General features: G+C 52.1%; 21 protein-coding genes. 14 read left to right on the top strand and 7 right to left on the bottom strand.

What is annotated here, in order from left to right:
• Nucleotides 1-31: 31 nt before the first annotated feature.
• Together dkgA and yqhD are read right to left on the bottom strand one after the other, a co-directional pair.
• On the bottom strand, nt 32-859 hold the full coding sequence (gene dkgA / locus C4F37_RS11630; RefSeq protein WP_000013152.1) for a 2,5-didehydrogluconate reductase DkgA: 828 nt from the start codon (nt 857-859) through the stop codon (nt 32-34).
• Nucleotides 860-963: 104 nt separating this feature from the next.
• Nucleotides 964-2,127 (bottom strand): alcohol dehydrogenase, encoded by a 1,164-nt coding sequence (yqhD, locus tag C4F37_RS11625; RefSeq protein ID WP_001058819.1) that lies wholly within the window; start codon nt 2,125-2,127, stop codon nt 964-966.
• Nucleotides 2,128-2,320: 193 nt separating this feature from the next.
• On the opposite strand from yqhD, the gene yqhC reads away from it, so the two are divergent.
• Nucleotides 2,321-3,220, top strand: a complete 900-nt coding sequence (gene yqhC, locus C4F37_RS11620; protein WP_001298382.1) for a DNA-binding transcriptional regulator YqhC — start codon at nt 2,321-2,323, stop codon at nt 3,218-3,220.
• Nucleotides 3,221-3,259: 39 nt separating this feature from the next.
• Here yqhC and yghB read toward each other — a convergent pair whose 3' ends face one another.
• Nucleotides 3,260-3,919 (bottom strand): DedA family general envelope maintenance protein YghB, encoded by a 660-nt coding sequence (yghB, locus tag C4F37_RS11615; RefSeq protein WP_001774045.1) that lies wholly within the window; start codon nt 3,917-3,919, stop codon nt 3,260-3,262.
• A 139-nt stretch (nt 3,920-4,058) separates the two neighbouring features.
• Nucleotides 4,059-5,246 carry a cystathionine beta-lyase gene (metC, locus tag C4F37_RS11610; RefSeq protein ID WP_001314161.1) on the bottom strand — a complete coding sequence of 396 codons (1,188 nt, stop codon included), beginning with the start codon at nt 5,244-5,246 and terminating at the stop codon, nt 4,059-4,061.
• Nucleotides 5,247-5,497: 251 nt separating this feature from the next.
• On the opposite strand from metC, the gene exbB reads away from it, so the two are divergent.
• Nucleotides 5,498-6,232, top strand: a complete 735-nt coding sequence (gene exbB, locus C4F37_RS11600; protein WP_000527844.1) for a tol-pal system-associated acyl-CoA thioesterase — start codon at nt 5,498-5,500, stop codon at nt 6,230-6,232.
• 6 nt (nt 6,233-6,238) lie between these two features.
• Nucleotides 6,239-6,664 carry a TonB system transport protein ExbD gene (gene exbD, locus C4F37_RS11595; protein ID WP_001240712.1) on the top strand — a complete coding sequence of 142 codons (426 nt, stop codon included), beginning with the start codon at nt 6,239-6,241 and terminating at the stop codon, nt 6,662-6,664.
• 38 nt (nt 6,665-6,702) lie between these two features.
• Here the strand turns inward: exbD and yghA are convergent, their stop codons facing one another.
• The gene (gene yghA / locus C4F37_RS11590) at nt 6,703-7,587 is read right to left on the bottom strand and encodes an NADP(+)-dependent aldehyde reductase (protein WP_000018758.1); all 885 of its coding nucleotides are present in this window, start codon (nt 7,585-7,587) and stop codon (nt 6,703-6,705) included.
• A gap of 190 nt (nt 7,588-7,777) precedes the next feature.
• Between yghA and C4F37_RS11585 the strand changes: the two genes are divergently transcribed.
• Nucleotides 7,778-8,272 (top strand): TIGR00645 family protein, encoded by a 495-nt coding sequence (locus tag C4F37_RS11585; RefSeq protein WP_000439331.1) that lies wholly within the window; start codon nt 7,778-7,780, stop codon nt 8,270-8,272.
• Between the two features lie 39 nt (nt 8,273-8,311).
• On the opposite strand, the gene gpr is transcribed toward C4F37_RS11585, so the two are convergent.
• Entirely contained in the window at nt 8,312-9,352 is a 1,041-nt protein-coding gene (gene gpr, locus C4F37_RS11580; protein WP_001774044.1) for an L-glyceraldehyde 3-phosphate reductase, read from the bottom strand.
• A 156-nt stretch (nt 9,353-9,508) separates the two neighbouring features.
• Here gpr and yghX point away from each other — a divergent pair, with 156 nt between their 5' ends.
• From yghX to hybG, 10 genes are all read left to right on the top strand, one after another.
• Entirely contained in the window at nt 9,509-10,396 is an 888-nt protein-coding gene (gene yghX, locus C4F37_RS11575) for a YghX family hydrolase (RefSeq protein ID WP_001539710.1), read from the top strand.
• Nucleotides 10,397-10,514: 118 nt separating this feature from the next.
• A complete protein-coding gene (yghW, locus tag C4F37_RS11570; protein WP_001059136.1) occupies nt 10,515-10,802 on the top strand; it encodes a DUF2623 family protein YghW in 288 nt (95 codons plus the stop codon).
• A 188-nt stretch (nt 10,803-10,990) separates the two neighbouring features.
• Nucleotides 10,991-12,109 carry a hydrogenase 2 small subunit gene (gene hybO, locus C4F37_RS11560; RefSeq protein ID WP_000145423.1) on the top strand — a complete coding sequence of 373 codons (1,119 nt, stop codon included), beginning with the start codon at nt 10,991-10,993 and terminating at the stop codon, nt 12,107-12,109.
• Nucleotides 12,110-12,111: 2 nt separating this feature from the next.
• Nucleotides 12,112-13,098: a hydrogenase 2 operon protein HybA gene (gene hybA, locus C4F37_RS11555; protein ID WP_001081886.1), complete on the top strand. Its 987-nt coding sequence runs from the start codon at nt 12,112-12,114 to the stop codon at nt 13,096-13,098.
• Nucleotides 13,088-14,266 carry a Ni/Fe-hydrogenase cytochrome b subunit gene (gene hybB, locus C4F37_RS11550; RefSeq protein WP_000017703.1) on the top strand — a complete coding sequence of 393 codons (1,179 nt, stop codon included), beginning with the start codon at nt 13,088-13,090 and terminating at the stop codon, nt 14,264-14,266. The genes hybA and hybB overlap by 11 nt, the downstream gene beginning before the upstream one ends.
• A complete protein-coding gene (hybC, locus tag C4F37_RS11545; RefSeq protein ID WP_000083065.1) occupies nt 14,263-15,966 on the top strand; it encodes a hydrogenase 2 large subunit in 1,704 nt (567 codons plus the stop codon). The genes hybB and hybC overlap by 4 nt, the downstream gene beginning before the upstream one ends.
• Nucleotides 15,966-16,460 (top strand): HyaD/HybD family hydrogenase maturation endopeptidase, encoded by a 495-nt coding sequence (locus tag C4F37_RS11540; RefSeq protein WP_001221940.1) that lies wholly within the window; start codon nt 15,966-15,968, stop codon nt 16,458-16,460. The genes hybC and C4F37_RS11540 overlap by 1 nt, the downstream gene beginning before the upstream one ends.
• Nucleotides 16,453-16,941, top strand: coding sequence for a hydrogenase-2 assembly chaperone (hybE, locus tag C4F37_RS11535; protein ID WP_000134019.1), 489 nt, complete (start codon nt 16,453-16,455; stop codon nt 16,939-16,941). The genes C4F37_RS11540 and hybE overlap by 8 nt, the downstream gene beginning before the upstream one ends.
• The gene (gene hypA / locus C4F37_RS11530; protein ID WP_000544953.1) at nt 16,934-17,275 is read left to right on the top strand and encodes a hydrogenase maturation nickel metallochaperone HypA; all 342 of its coding nucleotides are present in this window, start codon (nt 16,934-16,936) and stop codon (nt 17,273-17,275) included. The genes hybE and hypA overlap by 8 nt, the downstream gene beginning before the upstream one ends.
• A gap of 12 nt (nt 17,276-17,287) precedes the next feature.
• Nucleotides 17,288-17,536: a hydrogenase maturation factor HybG gene (hybG, locus tag C4F37_RS11525; RefSeq protein ID WP_000334896.1), complete on the top strand. Its 249-nt coding sequence runs from the start codon at nt 17,288-17,290 to the stop codon at nt 17,534-17,536.
• A gap of 69 nt (nt 17,537-17,605) precedes the next feature.
• Here the strand turns inward: hybG and yghU are convergent, their stop codons facing one another.
• On the bottom strand, nt 17,606-18,472 hold the full coding sequence (gene yghU, locus C4F37_RS11520) for a glutathione-dependent disulfide-bond oxidoreductase (protein WP_001296412.1): 867 nt from the start codon (nt 18,470-18,472) through the stop codon (nt 17,606-17,608).
• Between the last annotated feature and the right edge of the window lie 141 nt (nt 18,473-18,613).

Genomic DNA, 18,613 nt, shown 5'->3' with positions numbered 1-18,613 from the left:
GAACATTACCGCCACCGGGATAATTTGCACGTTAGCCGCCGAACTGGTCAGGATCGGGACCGAGACGCTTGCCCTGATCGAGTTTTGCAATTTCGCCAAGTTCGTCTTTGTCGAGACGGAAATCCCAGACATCAAAGTTTTCGACAATGCGTGAAGGTGTGACCGATTTTGGGATCACCACCAGGCCGCTATCCAGATGCCAGCGGATAACAATCTGCGCAGGGGTTTTGCCGTATTTATCTGCCAGATCGCGAATGACTTTCTGATCGAAAACGCCTTTCCCTCCTTGCGCTAATGGGCTCCAGGATTCGGTCTGGATTTTGTGTGTCGCGTTCCAGGCATGTAGCTGGCGTTGTTGCATCAGCGGGTGAAGTTCGATCTGGTTTATCACAGGCGTCACGCCAGTTTCATCAATCAGGCGTTGCAGGTGATGGATCTGGAAGTTGCACACGCCGATGCTTTTGATTAATCCCTCTTTTTGCAATTCGATCATGCCTTTCCATGCTTCGACATAATGGTCGATAGCGGGAACGGGCCAGTGCATTAAATAGAGGTCGATATAATCAAGCTGGAGTTTTTTCAGGCTGTCGAGCAGGGCTTCGCGGGGGCGCTTGTGGTCGTCGTTCCACAGCTTAGTGGTGATGAACAGTTCTTCTCTGTTGACTGAGGCATTTTTCAGGGCTTTGCCGACACCTTCTTCGTTCTTGTAGGCTGCGGCGGTATCAATCGAGCGATAACCCACTTCTAACGCTTTTTGAATGGCGGTGATTACTTCCTCATTACTTGCTTGCCAGACGCCCAGTCCCAGCTGGGGCATGACATTGCCATCCTGTAGCTTAATAACGGTTGGATTAGCCATACGTTCCTCCTTTATATGAACTCACCGGAGCAGGCTCCGGTGAGGTGTTGTGAACTTAAGTCTGGACGAAATGCCCGAAAACGAAAGTTTGAGGCGTAAAAAGCTTAGCGGGCGGCTTCGTATATACGGCGGCTGACATCCAGCGTAATGTCATGATTTTCGCCCAGTTGGGTCATGCCGTGCTCTTCCAGTTTTTTCAGCAAAGCCGGGATGGAGCTGCCGTCCAGACCGTAGTCGGAGAGGTGGGTCGGCACGCCTAATTGCTCAAAGAAATTGCGGGTTGCGGCAATCGCGGCGTCAATACGCTCATCGTCTGAACCTTCAGTGATGTTCCAGACGCGTTCAGCATATTGCAGCAGCTTAGCGCGCTTGGTATCGCGTTTTTCATTCCACAGTGCAGGCAGGACGATAGCCAGTGTTTGCGCGTGATCCAGACCGTGCATCGCAGTCAGTTCGTGGCCCAGCATATGCGTTGCCCAGTCCTGCGGTACGCCAGCGCCGATCAAACCGTTCAGCGCCTGAGTCGCCGCCCACATGACGTTGGCGCGCACATCGTAGTTTTCTGGCTCTTTCAGGGCTTTCGGACCATCTTCGATCAGCGTCAGCAAAATGCCTTCTGCGAAACGGTCCTGAATTTTGGCATCAACCGGTTTGGTAACATACTGTTCCACGGTGTGTACAAAGGCGTCCACTACGCCGTTAGCCACCTGACGCGACGGCAGGGTGTAGGTATAAACCGGATCGAGCACGGCAAATACGGGCTGAACATGGGCAGAATGGAACGCCTGCTTGTCGCCTGTGGTTTTACGGGAGATCACCGCGCCTGCGTTGGATTCTGAACCGGTTGCTGGCAGCGTCAGCACACAGCCCATCGGGATGGCGCTTTTAATCTCTTTGCCGCCCGTTTGCAGAATGTGCCACGGATCGATATTTTCCGGATAGTTAGCCGCTGCGGCGATAAATTTGGTGCCGTCCAGTACAGAACCGCCGCCAACCGCCAGCAGAAAAGTCACTTTTTGTTCGCGAACCAGTTTCACGGCGTTCATCAGCGTTTCATAAGCCGGGTTTGGTTCAATACCGCCAAATTCCAGCACGTCCATGCCTTTCAGGGCATCCAGAACTTGATCGAGAACGCCGGTTTTTTTCACGCTGCCGCCGCCGTAGGTAATCAATACGCGAGCATCGTGAGGAATTTGTTCGCGTAAACCAGCGATTGCGCCTTTACCAAACAGAATGCGGGTTGGGGTGTGCAGATTAAAGTTGTTCATTACTTGCTCCCTTTGCTGGGTCAATATGAGGGCAGAGATCGGTCTGCCTGATGTTTTTCATTGTGGTCGCCAGCGCCGTACCTCTCAATGCTCATTTCTGCCAATGTCTTGCCTATTTCTCCAGAGTGCTGGAGAAATGCTACAAAATTGCGCACAATCAAATTGCCGCATTATTCCTAAGAAATTACGCGATATGAAACGTGAAGAGATTTGCCGCTTGCTGGCGGATAAAGTTAATAAACTGAAAAATAAAGAAAATAGTTTGTCAGAGCTGTTGCCCGATGTGCGTTTGTTGTATGGCGAGACGCCTTTCGCACGCACACCGGTGATGTACGAGCCTGGCATCATAATTCTCTTTTCCGGACATAAAATCGGTTATATCAATGAACGCGTGTTTCGTTATGACGCTAATGAATATCTCCTGCTGACGGTGCCGTTGCCGTTTGAGTGCGAAACCTATGCCACGTCAGAGGTGCCGCTGGCAGGGTTGCGTCTCAATGTCGATATTTTGCAGTTACAGGAACTGTTGATGGACATTGGCGAAGATGAACATTTTCAGCCGTCAATGGCAGCCAGCGGTATTAACTCCGCCACGTTATCAGAAGAGATTTTATGCGCGGCAGAGCGGTTACTGGATGTGATGGAGCGACCGCTGGATGCGCGCATTCTCGGCAAACAGATTATCCGCGAAATTCTGTACTACGTGCTGACCGGACCTTGCGGCGGCGCGTTACTGGCACTGGTCAGCCGCCAGACTCACTTCAGCCTGATTAGTCGCGTGCTGAAACGGATTGAGAATAAATACACCGAAAACCTGAGCGTCGAGCAACTGGCGGCAGAAGCCAACATGAGCGTATCGGCGTTCCACCATAATTTTAAGTCTGTCACCAGCACCTCGCCGTTGCAGTATTTGAAGAATTACCGTCTGCATAAGGCGCGGATGATGATCATCCACGACGGCATGAAGGCCAGCGCGGCGGCGATGCGCGTCGGCTATGAAAGCGCATCGCAATTTAGCCGTGAGTTTAAACGTTACTTCGGTGTGACGCCGGGGGAAGATGCGGCAAGAATGCGGGCGATGCAGGGGAATTAAATACGTTCCCGGTACAGCAACCGGGAACGGGGAAAATCGTCAGGCGTTACAGTATTTTTTTTTAATCACCACAAACAGCGTGCCCAACAAGCCAGCGGTTAACAAGGCAATTGGCAGGATCATCAGGAACGTCATTACCTGATCTTCATGTCGTTTAACGAACGGAATCATACTTAAGGCATAGCCGAAACTGGTTACCACGCTGACCCACAGCAATCCGCTTAACCAGTTGAAAAACTGGAAGCGGCGGTTTGGCAGACCGGAAATTCCCGCCATGGTTGGCAGCAGCGTACGGACAAATGCAAGAAAACGTCCAGCCAGCAGCGCCAGCAGACCGTGGCGGTCAAACATGCAGGTGGCGCGCTGGTGATATTTAGCAGGAAGCTGTGCCAGCCAGCCTTTCACCGTTTTGGTATTCCCTAACCAGCGCCCCTGAATATAACTTAGCCAGCAGCCCAGACTTGCTGCGGCGGTCAGAATCGCAATCGTAGGCAGAAAATCCATAACCCCCAGGGCAATCAATGCGCCTGCCAGTATCAACAAGCTGTCGCCTGGCAAAAATGAGGCGGGCAGCAAGCCGTTTTCTAAAAACAGCGTGGCAAACATAACAAAGTAAACAACGCTAACAATATGAGGGTCCGCCAGCGCGGCAAAGTCGTGTTGCCAGAGCGCAGCGATGATATCTTGAATAACAGCCATGGACTTTCCTGTGGAACAGCGTTTAAGCCTTTATCTGCCTATTGTACTCCTGAATCGTCCGGGACGCCTTGATCCCGGACGCAACAATTTAAGACTTTTCACAATAAAATGTCTGCAAAATTGTCCAAAAGTGGCAATGTTATACAATTCGCGCAAAACCGGCGTCCAGATCGGCAATCAGATCGTCGACATCTTCCAGACCAATATGCAGGCGAATCAAGGTCCCGCTAAAATCGATCTTGCCTTGTGGGCGAATGGCGGCGATATGTTCTGGTTGATTTGCCAGGATCAACGATTCATACCCGCCCCACGAGTAGGCCATGCTGAATAAACTGAAGTTATCCAGATAGTTCGCCAGCTCTTCATCATTGAGTTTTTTCTTAAGCACAAAGGAAAATAGCCCGCTGCTGCCTGTAAAGTCTCGTTTCCAGAATTCGTGGCCTTTACTGCCAGGCAGAGCAGGGTGGTTAACTCGCGCTACTTGGGGATGTTCTGCCAGCCATTCAGCCACTTTCAGACTGCTTTCATGATGTTGGCGCAAACGCACACCTAATGTGCGCAGGCCACGGCTGGTTATATAGGCGGTATCGGCATCGACCATCTGGCCCATCAGATAGGCATTCTCTCGCAGCTGCTCCCAGCAACGGGCATTGCACACCGCAGTGCCAATCATCGCATCTGAATGCCCAACCAGATATTTGGTGGCGGCCTGAATAGAAACATCGATGCCAAAATCCAGCGCCTTAAACAGCACACCGGCTGCCCAGGTGTTGTCGATCATAATGATGGCATCCGGGACCACACTGCGTACGGCGGCAACAATCGCCGGAACATCGTGGACTTCCATGGTGATGGAACCTGGCGATTCCAGAAACACGATTTTAGTGTTTGGCTGCAGATGCTTAACGATATCGGCACCAATCAGCGGATCAAACCACGATGTCGTTACGCCCAGTTTGCTGAGGATTTTGCTACAGAAATCCTGACTCGGTTCATAGGCGGTGTTGGTCATCAACACATGATCGCCCTGTTCGACAAAAGCAAGAATGGAATTAGCAACCGCTGCCGCCCCGCAGGGAAATAGCACACAGCCTGCGCCACCTTCCAGTTCACACATCGCTTGTTGTAAGGAGAAATGGGTTAACGTTCCACGCCGTCCATAGAACAACTCGCCATTGGCGCGATTACGTGTCGCGTGTTTTTTGGCTTCCACACTGTCAAAGACCAGCGAAGACGCGCGCTGAATCACGCTATTTACCGCACCGAGCGTGTATTTTTTGCTGCGTCCTGCATTCACCAGTTGAGTATCAAGCTTTTTGTCCGCCATGTCGGGATTCCTGTTTTTATACGTCTGGATGTCTAAACTAGCATGAATATTCGCGGGCGCATCCTGAAGAATTGGCATAAAGCAGAAAATTTTCGCAAATGGCGTGCTGGTGACTTTTTTACTGCGTAAACGCAAGGAAAAGAAAGCAAAGGTACGGCAGTATGCAAATAGTAATGAGAACGACTATCAATTCGACGTCGTTTTGATATTATTATGCACAGATTTTGTGACTTGCGTCCTGGAGATACACAGTGGGTAATAATTTAATGCAGACGGACCTCTCCGTCTGGGGTATGTATCAGCACGCCGATATTGTCGTTAAGTGCGTGATGATTGGGCTTATTTTGGCCTCCGTAGTCACCTGGGCAATCTTCTTCAGTAAGAGCGTGGAGTTCTTCAATCAGAAGCGTCGTCTTAAGCGCGAGCAGCAATTGCTGGCTGAAGCGCGTTCCTTAAACCAGGCCAACGATATCGCCGCTGATTTTGGTAGCAAAAGCTTGAGCCTGCATTTGCTCAATGAAGCGCAGAATGAGCTGGAACTGTCAGAAGGCAGCGACGATAACGAAGGTATTAAAGAACGTACCAGCTTCCGTCTGGAGCGTCGGGTCGCCGCAGTAGGTCGTCAAATGGGCCGTGGTAACGGCTATCTGGCAACCATCGGCGCGATTTCGCCGTTCGTTGGTCTGTTTGGTACGGTCTGGGGCATCATGAACAGCTTTATTGGTATCGCGCAAACGCAGACCACTAACCTGGCAGTCGTTGCGCCGGGTATTGCAGAAGCTCTGTTAGCAACGGCAATCGGCCTCGTGGCAGCGATTCCTGCGGTCGTTATCTATAACGTATTTGCACGCCAGATTGGCGGCTTTAAAGCGATGCTGGGTGATGTTGCAGCGCAGGTATTGTTGCTGCAAAGCCGTGACCTGGATCTGGAAGCCAGCGCCGCTGCACATCCGGTTCGTGTCGCACAAAAATTACGCGCAGGATAATGTCCGATGGCGATGCATCTTAACGAAAACCTCGACGATAACGGCGAAATGCATGATATCAACGTGACGCCGTTTATCGACGTGATGTTGGTTTTGCTGATTATCTTTATGGTGGCGGCACCGTTAGCGACGGTAGATGTGAAGGTGAATTTGCCTGCTTCTACCAGTACGCCGCAGCCGCGCCCGGAAAAACCGGTTTATCTGTCGGTGAAAGCAGACAACTCGATGTTTATTGGTAACGATCCGGTCACCGATGAAACAATGATTACGGCGTTGAATGCGTTAACCGAAGGCAAGAAAGACACCACCATCTTCTTCCGAGCGGATAAAACCGTCGATTACGAGACGTTGATGAAGGTAATGGATACGCTGCATCAGGCGGGTTACCTGAAAATAGGTCTGGTCGGCGAAGAAACTGCGAAAGCGAAATAAAAATGATGCCCGGTTGCTTTTCACAACCGGGCATTTTTTTAACCTAAATGCTCGCCGCCGCAGACACCGTGCACTTCTGCGGTGACGTAGCTCGACTCCTGACTTGCCAGGTAAACATATACAGGGGCCAGCTCCGCCGGTTGCCCCGCACGCTTCATCGGCGTTTTCTGACCAAACTGCGGGATCTTATCCTGCGTTTGTCCGCCAGAAATTTGCAGTGCTGTCCAGATCGGGCCTGGCGCGACAATATTCACCCGAATACCTTTCTCCGCGACCTGTTTTGCCAGGCCACGGCTATAGTTCAGAATTGCCGCCTTCGTAGCCGCATAGTCCAGTAAATGCGGGCTTGGCTGGTATGCCTGGATTGAGGAAGTGGTGATGATACTTGCACCTTTCGGTAGCAGGGGGATCGCTTCCTGGGTTAGCCAGAACAACGCGAAAACGTTAATGGCAAAGGTCTTTTGAAACTGTTCGCTGGTGAGGTCTGCAATATCAGGAATGGCAACCTGTTTCCCGGCTACCAGCGCCATAATATCCAGCCCGCCTAACGCCTTGTGTGCTTCGTGAACCAGCGAACGGGCGAATTTCTCATCGCTTAAATCGCCTGGCAGCAGAACGGCTTTGCGTCCGCATTCTTCAATGATCTTTTTCACATCCTGAGCGTCTTCTTCTTCCACGGGAAGATAACTGATCGCCACGTCAGCCCCTTCACGCGCGTAAGCAATGGCGGCAGCGCGACCGATTCCGGAATCGCCCCCTGTCACCAGTGCTTTACGATCTTTCAGGCGACCGCTACCAACATAGGTTTTCTCGCCGCAATCCGGTACCGGTGTCATCTTCGCCTGGATGCCTGGCGTCGGTTGTTTCTGTTTGGGATATTCACCAGTGTAATACTGCGTGGTCGGGTCTTTTAAATGAGACATCATTTTTCTCCCTTCAGGTTCAACGTCCTTTAAGGGTAGACGCTCTCGATGCGTTGATAAGGGAACCAGGAAGATCCCTAACCCTCAGAATTATGCGACAAAGGTTTAACGTATATGTTGATTTGCTGTTGCGTGCTGTTTACTTAATTGCGATATACTGTTGCTCGTTTTAACTACACGACAGGAATGTATGGAACGTTTTCTTGAAAATGCAATGTATGCTTCTCGCTGGCTGCTTGCCCCCGTGTACTTTGGCCTTTCGCTGGCGTTAGTTGCCCTGGCGCTGAAGTTCTTCCAGGAGATTATTCACGTACTGCCGAATATCTTCTCGATGGCGGAATCAGATTTGATCCTCGTGTTGCTGTCGCTGGTGGATATGACGCTGGTTGGCGGTTTGCTGGTGATGGTGATGTTTTCCGGTTACGAGAATTTCGTCTCACAACTGGATATCTCCGAGAACAAAGAGAAGCTGAACTGGCTAGGGAAAATGGATGCAACGTCGCTGAAAAACAAAGTAGCAGCGTCGATTGTGGCAATTTCTTCCATTCACTTACTGCGCGTCTTTATGGATGCGAAAAATGTCCCGGATAACAAACTGATGTGGTACGTCATTATCCATCTGACGTTTGTGCTCTCTGCATTTGTGATGGGCTATCTTGACCGACTGACTCGTCATAATCACTGATCTGATTCGGGCGCGGTTCTCGCGCCCGTTATTAACAGGTCATTTATCGGAAGACGCCTGCCACAGATTCAGCTCGCCATCGGCGATATGCTGATCAATCTGCGCCAGCTCCTCGGTGCTAAATGTCAGATTATTCAGCGCCTGCACGTTCTCCTCAAGTTGCTCCGCGCGGCTGGCACCAATCAATACCGACGTCACGCGATCATCTTTCAGCAACCAGCTTAACGCCATTTGCGCCATTGATTGTCCACGCTGCTGTGCCATTTCATTCAATAACCGCAGGCTGTTGAGGTTGGCTTCGGTGAGCATTTTCGGCGTCAGACCACGAACTTTATTCCCTTCACGATGCATCCGTGAATCTTGCGGAATACCGTTGAGATATTTTCCGGTCAGCAATCCCTGTGCCAGTGGAGTAAAGGCAATGCAGCCCACGCCGTTATTTTGCAGGGTATCCAGCAGGCCGCTTTTATCCACCCAGCGGTTCAGTAAATTGTACGAAGGTTGATGAATTAACAGCGGAATTTTCCACTCGCGCAGCAACTCGACCATTTTTTGCGTCCGCTCTGGCGAGTAAGAGGAGATCCCGACATACAGCGCCTTACCGCTTTGTACAGCATGAGCCAGCGCAGAGGCGGTTTCTTCCATCGGCGTATTTTCATCGACGCGATGAGAGTAAAAGATATCGACATACTCAAGCCCCATACGCTTCAGGCTTTGGTCGAGGCTGGCGAGCAGGTATTTACGTGAGCCGCCAGAGCCGTATGGGCCGGGCCACATATCGTATCCGGCTTTGGTAGAGATAATCAGTTCATTGCGATAAGCGGCAAAATCCTCGCGCAGCAGGCGACCAAAGTTCTCTTCTGCGCTTCCTGGAGGCGGCCCGTAGTTGTTGGCTAAATCAAAGTGCGTAATGCCTAAATCAAACGCTTTACGCAGGATCGCACGCTGTGATTCCAGCGCGTTAACGTGACCGAAATTGTGCCATAAACCGAGCGATAACGCGGGCAGGCGTAAACCACTTTTTCCGCAATAGCGGTACTGCATCTGCCCGTAACGTTCGGGATTCGCTAACCAGACCATGACCTCTCCTTTCCATCGTTCAATTTCGAAACAATGTTTCTAGTTTAGCGATTCGCCAGCGCGTATCCCGTAGTCTGGCTCACAGAGTGACGAAAAACTGGGCAAAAACACGCGCTTATGCTTTGCTTAAAAAAACACCAGTTGAGGAGTGCAACGATGCCGCGTTTAACCGCCAAAGATTTCCCACAAGAGTTGCTGGATTACTACGACTATTACGCTCACGGGAAAATCTCGAAACGTGAGTTCCTCAACCTTGCGGCGAAGTATGCGGTGGGCGGGATGACGGCATTAGCGCTGTTTGATTTGCTCAAGCCAAATTATGCGTTGGCGACTCAGGTAGAGTTTACCGACCCGGAAATTGTTGCTGAGTACATCACGTATCCCTCGCCAAATGGTCACGGCGAGGTACGGGGTTATCTGGTGAAGCCCGCAAAAATGAGCGGCAAAACGCCAGCCGTGGTAGTGGTGCATGAGAATCGAGGGCTGAATCCGTATATCGAAGATGTGACGCGGCGAGTGGCGAAGGCTGGGTACATCGCCCTGGCGCCAGACGGTTTAAGCTCAGTAGGTGGCTATCCTGGTAACGATGATAAAGGCCGCGAACTGCAACAGCAGGTTGATCCAACCAAACTGATGAATGATTTCTTTGCCGCAATTGAGTTTATGCAACGCTATCCGCAAGCGACAGGCAAAGTGGGTATTAGCGGATTTTGCTATGGCGGGGGCGTATCGAACGCGGCAGCAGTCGCGTATCCGGAACTGGCCTGCGCGGTGCCGTTTTATGGGCGTCAGGCACCCACTGCCGATGTGGCGAAGATTGAAGCGCCTTTACTGCTCCACTACGCTGAACTGGATAGCCGAATCAACGAGGGCTGGCCCGCTTACGAGGCGGCGTTGAAAGCCAATAATAAGGTCTATGAGGCGTATATATATCCGGGGGTTAATCACGGATTCCATAATGATTCCACGCCCCGTTATGACAAATCTGCCGCCGATCTTGCCTGGCAAAGGACGCTGAAATGGTTCGATAAATATCTCTCCTGATGGGTTTATCTCTTACAGGATTACGTCTTAAACAAGCATGAAAAAATAGCGTGCGCAAATGTCGTTCTTTGCCTAAAATATCGCTATATATGACAATATATAGCGAATGAGGTGAACGATGAATAACCATTTTGGTAAAGGCTTAATGGCGGGATTAAAAGCAACGCATGCCGACAGTGCGGTTAATGTGACAAAATTCTGTGCCGATTATAAACGCGGTTTTGTATTAGGCTACTCACACCGGATGTACGAAAAGACCGGAGATCGCCAGCTTAGCGCCTGGGAAGCGGGTATTCTGACGCGCCGTTATGGACTGGATAAAGAGATGGTAATGGATTTCTTTCGTGAGAATAATTCCTGTTCTACGTTGCGCTTTTTTATGGCCGGTTATCGCCTAGAAAATTGATCAAACATACGTATTATCTTGCTTTAATTAATTACACTAATGCTTCTTCCCTTCGTTTTAGTGCCCCGCCGCAGTATCATGATATCGATAACCATAATAAATGTGTGGTAAATGGCGCATCGATCGCATTATTGATTTTGCGATTGAGGCAAAATATATGCCAGGTCTTCGCAACGGAATAACTATAAATGACTGGAGATAACACCCTCATCCATTCTCACGGCATTAACCGTCGTGATTTCATGAAGCTTTGTGCAGCATTAGCCGCCACCATGGGGTTAAGTAGCAAAGCCGCTGCAGAGATGGTCGAATCGGTTACTAACCCGCAGCGTCCGCCAGTTATCTGGATTGGCGCGCAGGAGTGCACCGGTTGTACGGAATCTCTGCTTCGTGCAACGCATCCAACGGTAGAAAACCTCGTGCTGGAGACTATCTCTCTGGAGTATCACGAAGTGCTTTCCGCCGCCTTCGGTCATCAGGTCGAAGAGAACAAACATAACGCTCTCGAGAAGTACAAAGGGCAGTATGTGTTAGTGGTGGATGGTTCCATCCCATTAAAAGATAACGGTATTTATTGCATGGTTGCCGGTGAGCCGATTGTGGATCACATCCGCAAAGCGGCGGAAGGCGCAGCAGCCATTATCGCTATCGGTTCCTGCTCTGCGTGGGGCGGTGTTGCCGCAGCTGGAGTTAACCCAACTGGCGCAGTCAGCCTGCAAGAAGTTCTACCGGGCAAAACCGTTATCAATATTCCTGGCTGCCCGCCGAACCCGCACAACTTCCTGGCGACCGTTGCGCACATCATCACTTACGGCAAACCGCCGAAACTGGATGACAAAAACCGTCCGACTTTCGCCTATGGTCGTCTGATTCACGAACACTGTGAACGTCGCCCGCACTTCGATGCTGGTCGTTTTGCCAAAGAGTTCGGTGATGAAGGCCACCGCGAAGGCTGGTGCCTGTACCACCTCGGCTGTAAAGGGCCAGAAACTTACGGCAACTGCTCAACGCTGCAATTCTGCGATGTTGGCGGCGTGTGGCCGGTAGCGATTGGTCACCCGTGCTATGGCTGTAACGAAGAAGGTATCGGCTTCCATAAAGGCATCCATCAGCTTGCCAACGTCGAAAACCAGACTCCGCGTTCACAGAAACCGGACGTTAACGCTAAAGAAGGCGGCAACGTCTCGGCAGGCGCTATTGGTTTGCTCGGCGGAGTGGTTGGGCTGGTTGCCGGTGTCAGCGTGATGGCGGTGCGTGAACTGGGTCGTCAGCAAAAGAAAGATAACGCTGACTCACGGGGAGAATAACCGTGAACAGACGTAATTTTATTAAAGCAGCCTCCTGCGGGGCATTGCTGACGGGCGCGCTGCCGTCTGTCAGTCATGCGGCTGCTGAAAACCGCCCGCCAATTCCGGGATCGCTGGGGATGTTGTACGACTCGACCTTGTGCGTAGGCTGTCAGGCTTGCGTCACCAAGTGTCAGGATATCAACTCCCCTGAACGTAACCCGCAAGGGGAACAGACCTGGTCGAACAACGACAAACTGTCGCCGTATACCAATAACATCATTCAGGTGTGGACCAGCGGCACAGGGGTCAACAAAGACCAGGAGGAGAATGGCTACGCGTACATTAAGAAACAGTGTATGCACTGCGTCGATCCGAACTGTGTCTCTGTGTGCCCGGTCTCTGCGCTGAAAAAAGATCCGAAAACCGGCATTGTCCATTACGACAAAGATGTGTGCACCGGCTGCCGTTACTGCATGGTCGCCTGCCCATACAACGTGCCGAAGTACGACTACAACAACCCGTTTGGTGCGCTGCATAAGTGCGAGTTGTGCAACCAGAAAGGTGTGGAACGTCTCGATAAAGGCGGTCTGCCTGGCTGCGTAGAAGTGTGCCCGGCGGGCGCGGTGATTTTTGGTACGCGTGAAGAGCTGATGGCGGAGGCGAAAAAACGTCTGGCGCTGAAGCCTGGCAGCGAATACCACTATCCGCGTCAGACGCTGAAATCTGGCGACACTTACCTGCATACGGTGCCGAAATATTATCCGCATCTGTACGGCGAGAAAGAGGGCGGCGGTACTCAGGTTCTGGTACTGACGGGTGTGCCTTATGAAAATCTCGACCTGCCGAAACTGGACGATCTTTCTACCGGTGCGCGTTCCGAAAATATTCAACACACCCTGTATAAAGGCATGATGCTACCACTGGCTGTGCTGGCGGGCTTAACCGTGCTGGTTCGTCGCAACACCAAAAACGACCATCACGACGGAGGAGACGATCATGAGTCATGATCCACAACCGCTGGGCGGCAAAATCATCAGTAAACCGGTCATGATTTTTGGACCGTTAATCGTCATCTGTATGCTCCTGATTGTGAAGCGTCTGGTGTTCGGTCTGGGCTCTGTCTCTGACCTGAACGGCGGCTTCCCGTGGGGCGTGTGGATCGCGTTTGACCTGTTGATCGGCACCGGCTTTGCCTGTGGCGGCTGGGCGCTGGCGTGGGCGGTATACGTCTTTAACCGTGGGCAATACCATCCGCTGGTGCGTCCGGCGCTGTTGGCGAGTCTGTTTGGTTACTCACTAGGTGGCTTGTCGATCACTATCGACGTGGGTCGCTACTGGAACCTGCCGTACTTCTACATTCCGGGTCACTTCAACGTGAACTCGGTACTGTTCGAGACGGCGGTCTGTATGACCATCTATATCGGCGTGATGGCACTGGAGTTTGCTCCGGCACTGTTTGAACGTCTGGGCTGGAAGGTGTCGCTACAGCGTCTGAACAAGGTGATGTTCTTCATCATCGCGCTCGGTGCGCTGCTGCCGACCATGCACCAGTCTTCAATGGGGTCGCTGATGATCTCGGCGGGCTACAAGGTGCATCCGCTGTGGCAGAGCTATGAAATGTTGCCGCTGTTCTCGCTGCTGACGGCGTTCATCATGGGCTTCTCGATTGTCATCTTTGAAGGTTCACTGGTGCAGGCGGGTCTGCGTGGCAACGGTCCGGATGAAAAGAGCCTGTTCGTCAAGCTGACCAACACCATCAGTGTGTTGCTGGCGATTTTCATCGTGCTGCGCTTTGGCGAGCTTATCTATCGCGACAAGCTGTCGTTAGCGTTTGCCGGTGACTTCTACTCCGTGATGTTCTGGATTGAAGTCCTGCTGATGCTCTTCCCGCTGGTCGTTCTGCGTGTGGCGAAGCTGCGTAATGATTCCCGCATGCTGTTCCTGTCAGCACTGAGCGCACTGTTAGGTTGTGCAACCTGGCGTCTGACCTATTCGCTGGTGGCATTCAACCCGGGCGGCGGTTACGCCTACTTCCCGACCTGGGAAGAACTGTTGATTTCTATTGGTTTTGTGGCTATTGAGATTTGCGCTTACATCGTACTCATTCGTCTACTGCCGATACTTCCTCCTTTAAAACAAAACGATCATAATCGTCATGAGGCGAGCAAAGCATGAGCCAGAGAATTACTATTGATCCGGTAACCCGTATTGAGGGGCATTTACGCATCGATTGCGAAATCGAAAATGGCGTCGTTTCGAAAGCATGGGCTTCCGGTACCATGTGGCGCGGCATGGAAGAGATCGTGAAAAACCGCGATCCGCGCGATGCATGGATGATTGTGCAACGTATCTGTGGCGTATGTACTACCACTCACGCGCTGTCTTCCGTTCGTGCGGCAGAAAGTGCGCTGAATATCGACGTTCCGGTTAACGCGCAATACATCCGTAACATCATTCTGGCTGCGCACACCACGCATGACCATATCGTTCATTTCTATCAGCTTTCGGCGCTGGACTGGGTGGACATCACTTCTGCACTGCAAGCTGACCCAACCAAAGCCTCTGAAATGCTGAAAGGCGTTTCGACCTGGCATCTGAACAGTCCGGAAGAGTTCACCAAAGTTCAGAACAAGATTAAAGATCTGGTTGCCAGCGGTCAGTTGGGTATTTTCGCCAATGGCTACTGGGGTCACCCGGCGATGAAACTGCCGCCGGAAGTGAACCTGATTGCGGTAGCGCACTACCTGCAGGCGCTGGAGTGCCAGCGTGACGCTAACCGCGTCGTGGCGCTGCTGGGCGGTAAAACGCCGCACATTCAGAACCTGGCGGTAGGCGGGGTCGCTAACCCAATCAACCTCGACGGTTTGGGCGTGCTGAACCTTGAGCGCCTGATGTACATCAAGTCTTTCATCGACAAGCTGAGCGACTTTGTTGAACAGGTTTATAAGGTTGATACCGCAGTTATCGCCGCGTTCTACCCGGAATGGCTGACGCGCGGTAAAGGTGCGGTGAACTACCTGAGCGTGCCGGAATTCCCGACCGACAGCAAAAACGGCAGCTTCCTGTTCCCGGGCGGCTACATTGAGAATGCGGATCTGTCCTCGTATCGTCCGATCACTTCTCATTCCGATGAATACCTGATCAAAGGCATTCAGGAAAGCGCGAAGCACTCCTGGTATAAAGACGAAGCGCCGCAGGCACCGTGGGAAGGTACCACCATTCCGGCTTACGACGGTTGGTCTGATGACGGTAAATATTCCTGGGTGAAATCGCCGACTTTCTACGGCAAAACGGTAGAAGTGGGTCCGCTGGCTAATATGCTGGTGAAACTGGCGGCAGGTCGCGAATCTACCCAGAACAAACTGAATGAAATCGTTGCGATTTATCAGAAACTGACTGGCAACACGCTGGAAGTGGCACAGCTGCACTCCACGCTGGGCCGTATTATTGGTCGTACCGTTCACTGCTGTGAATTGCAGGATATCCTGCAAAACCAATACAGTGCACTGATCACCAATATCGGCAAAGGCGATCACACCACCTTTGTGAAGCCGAACATTCCGGCAACGGGTGAGTTCAAAGGTGTTGGCTTCCTCGAAGCGCCGCGCGGTATGCTCTCTCACTGGATGGTTATTAAAGACGGTATCATCAGCAACTACCAGGCGGTTGTTCCATCAACCTGGAACTCTGGTCCGCGTAACTTCAATGATGACGTCGGTCCTTACGAGCAGTCGCTGGTGGGTACACCGGTTGCCGATCCGAATAAACCGCTGGAAGTGGTGCGTACCATTCACTCCTTCGACCCGTGCATGGCCTGTGCGGTACACGTAGTGGATGCCGACGGCAACGAAGTGGTTTCAGTGAAGGTTCTGTAATGCGTATTTTAGTCTTAGGGGTCGGCAATATTTTGCTGACCGATGAAGCCATCGGTGTGCGGATTGTTGAAGCGTTAGAGCAACGATACATTCTGCCGGATTATGTTGAGATCCTCGATGGCGGCACGGCGGGAATGGAGCTGCTTGGCGACATGGCAAATCGCGATCATCTGATTATTGCGGATGCCATTGTGTCGAAAAAGAACGCGCCGGGAACGATGATGATCCTGCGGGATGAAGAAGTTCCGGCGTTGTTTACCAACAAAATCTCTCCGCATCAGCTTGGCCTGGCCGACGTATTGTCGGCCCTGCGCTTCACCGGCGAGTTTCCGAAAAAGCTGACGCTGGTCGGTGTGATCCCGGAATCGCTGGAGCCGCACATCGGCTTAACGCCGACGGTTGAAGCAATGATTGAACCTGCGCTTGAGCAGGTTCTGGCTGCGCTGCGCGAATCAGGCGTGGAAGCTATCCCACGGGAGGCGACTCATGACTGAAGAGATAGCAGGTTTCCAGACCTCCCCGAAGGCGCAAGTACAGGCAGCGTTTGAAGAAATTGCCCGGCGTTCGATGCACGATCTCTCTTTTCTGCATCCCTCAATGCCGGTGTATGTTTCTGACTTTACGCTGTTCGAAGGTCAGTGGACGGGGTGTGTGATCACCCCGTGGATGCTGAGTGCAGTTATCTTCCCCGGCCCGGATCAACTCTGGCCGCTGCGCAAAGTGAGTGAAAAAATTGGTCTGCAACTGCCGTATGGCACTATGACCTTTACCGTTGGCGAACTGGACAGTGTTTCTCAATATCTCTCCTGTTCGCTGATGTCACCGCTTTCGCATAGCATGTCGATTGAAGAGGGCCAACGCCTGACGGATGACTGCGCGCGGATGATCCTTTCGCTACCGGTCGCTAATCCGGATGTACCACACGCAGGGCGTCGCGCCCTGCTGTTTGGTCGCAGGAGTGGCGAAAATGCATGAGTTGTCGCTTTGCCAGAGCGCCGTTGAAATTATCCAACGGCAGGCGGAGCAGCACGATGTTAAGCGCGTCACCGCCGTGTGGCTGGAAATTGGCGCGCTCTCCTGCGTTGAGGAGAGCGCCGTCCGTTTTAGTTTTGAAATTGTCTGCCACGGAACGGTGGCGCAAGGGTGCGATTTACATATCGTCTATAAACCCGCCCAGGCCTGGTGCTGGGATTGCAGCCAGGTGGTGGAGATTCATCAGCACGATGCGCAGTGTCCGCTCTGTCATGGCGAGCGGTTGCGTGTCGATACCGGCGATTCGCTGATCGTCAAAAGTATTGAAGTTGAATAACTGGAGTTAACAATGTGTATTGGCGTTCCAGGCCAGGTGCTGGCTGTCGGTGAAGATATTCACCAGCTTGCGCAGGTTGAAGTATGTGGTATCAAGCGCGACGTGAATATCGCCCTGATTTGTGAAGGTAACCCTGCCGATCTGCTGGGCCAGTGGGTGCTGGTACACGTCGGATTTGCCATGAGCATCATCGACGAAGATGAAGCCAAAGCCACATTAGACGCACTGCGCCAAATGGATTACGACATTACCAGCGCGTGATGATTAAAGCCGGATGCGGCGTAAATGCTTTATCCGGCTACATAGCGATAAGCCTGCCAATGTTGCGACTTACCCCTGACGCTTATCTTCCGTATTCGTCTCGAAATCACTGGCGTCATGGCGCTCATGCAACTGCTCGTTCAGCGGCCCGTTGGTGCGGTTAACAATACGCCCACGCTTCACCGCCGGACGTTCGCCCACTTCTTTCGCCCAGCGTTGCACGTGCTTATAACTGCCCGCATCCAGAAACTCTGCGGCATCATACACGCCGCCTAACACCACGTTGCCAAACCACGGCCAGATCGCCATATCCGCAATGGTGTACTCATCGCCCGCAACAAACTTGTGCTGCGCCAGTTGCTTATCCAGCACGTCGAGCAGGCGCTTGGCTTCCATGGTAAAGCGGTTGATGGCGTACTCAATTTTCACCGGCGCGTAATGGTAAAAGTGACCAAAACCACCGCCGAGGAACGGTGCCGCGCCCTGTAACCAGAACAGCCAGTTCATCGTTTCAGTACGCTTTGCCAAATCCTGCGGCAGGAAGTAGCCAAATTTCTCCGCCAGATAAAGCAGAATCGATCCAGACTCAAACACGCGGATCGGTGGATTATGGGTATGGTCGCGCAGCGCCGGGATCTTCGAGTTTGGGTTCACTTCGACAAAGCCGCTGGAGAATTGATCGCCATCGCCAATACGAATCAGCCAGGCGTCGTACTCTGCACCAGTAACGCCCAGTGCCAGCAGCTCCTCAAGCATAATCGTTACTTTCTGACCGTTCGGCGTTCCCAGCGAATAAAGTTGCAATGGATGTTTGCCCACCGGCAGCGTTTTTTCATGCGTCGGACCAGAAACCGGGCGATTGATACTGGCGAACGCGCCGCCAGCGGATTTATCCCACGTCCAGACTTTCGCGGGCTGATAAGTATTGTCTGTCATAGTGAGTTGCCTTCTGAGTGGTAGTGTTGAAGCAGTGTAGCAGGTCACTTGCTGTACAGAATGTGAATTTTTTAACCCTTTGCGCCAGCCGCTGCGATGAGGTGTATGATTAGTCTGACCTCTGTCCGGTTAATGTCGCTG

This window comes from Escherichia sp. R1 (genome assembly GCF_003000935.1).
GTDB lineage: Bacteria > Pseudomonadota > Gammaproteobacteria > Enterobacterales > Enterobacteriaceae > Escherichia > Escherichia coli.
The sequence above is the reverse complement of the archived record's forward strand: the minus strand, read 5'-3'. Positions and strand labels throughout refer to the sequence as shown.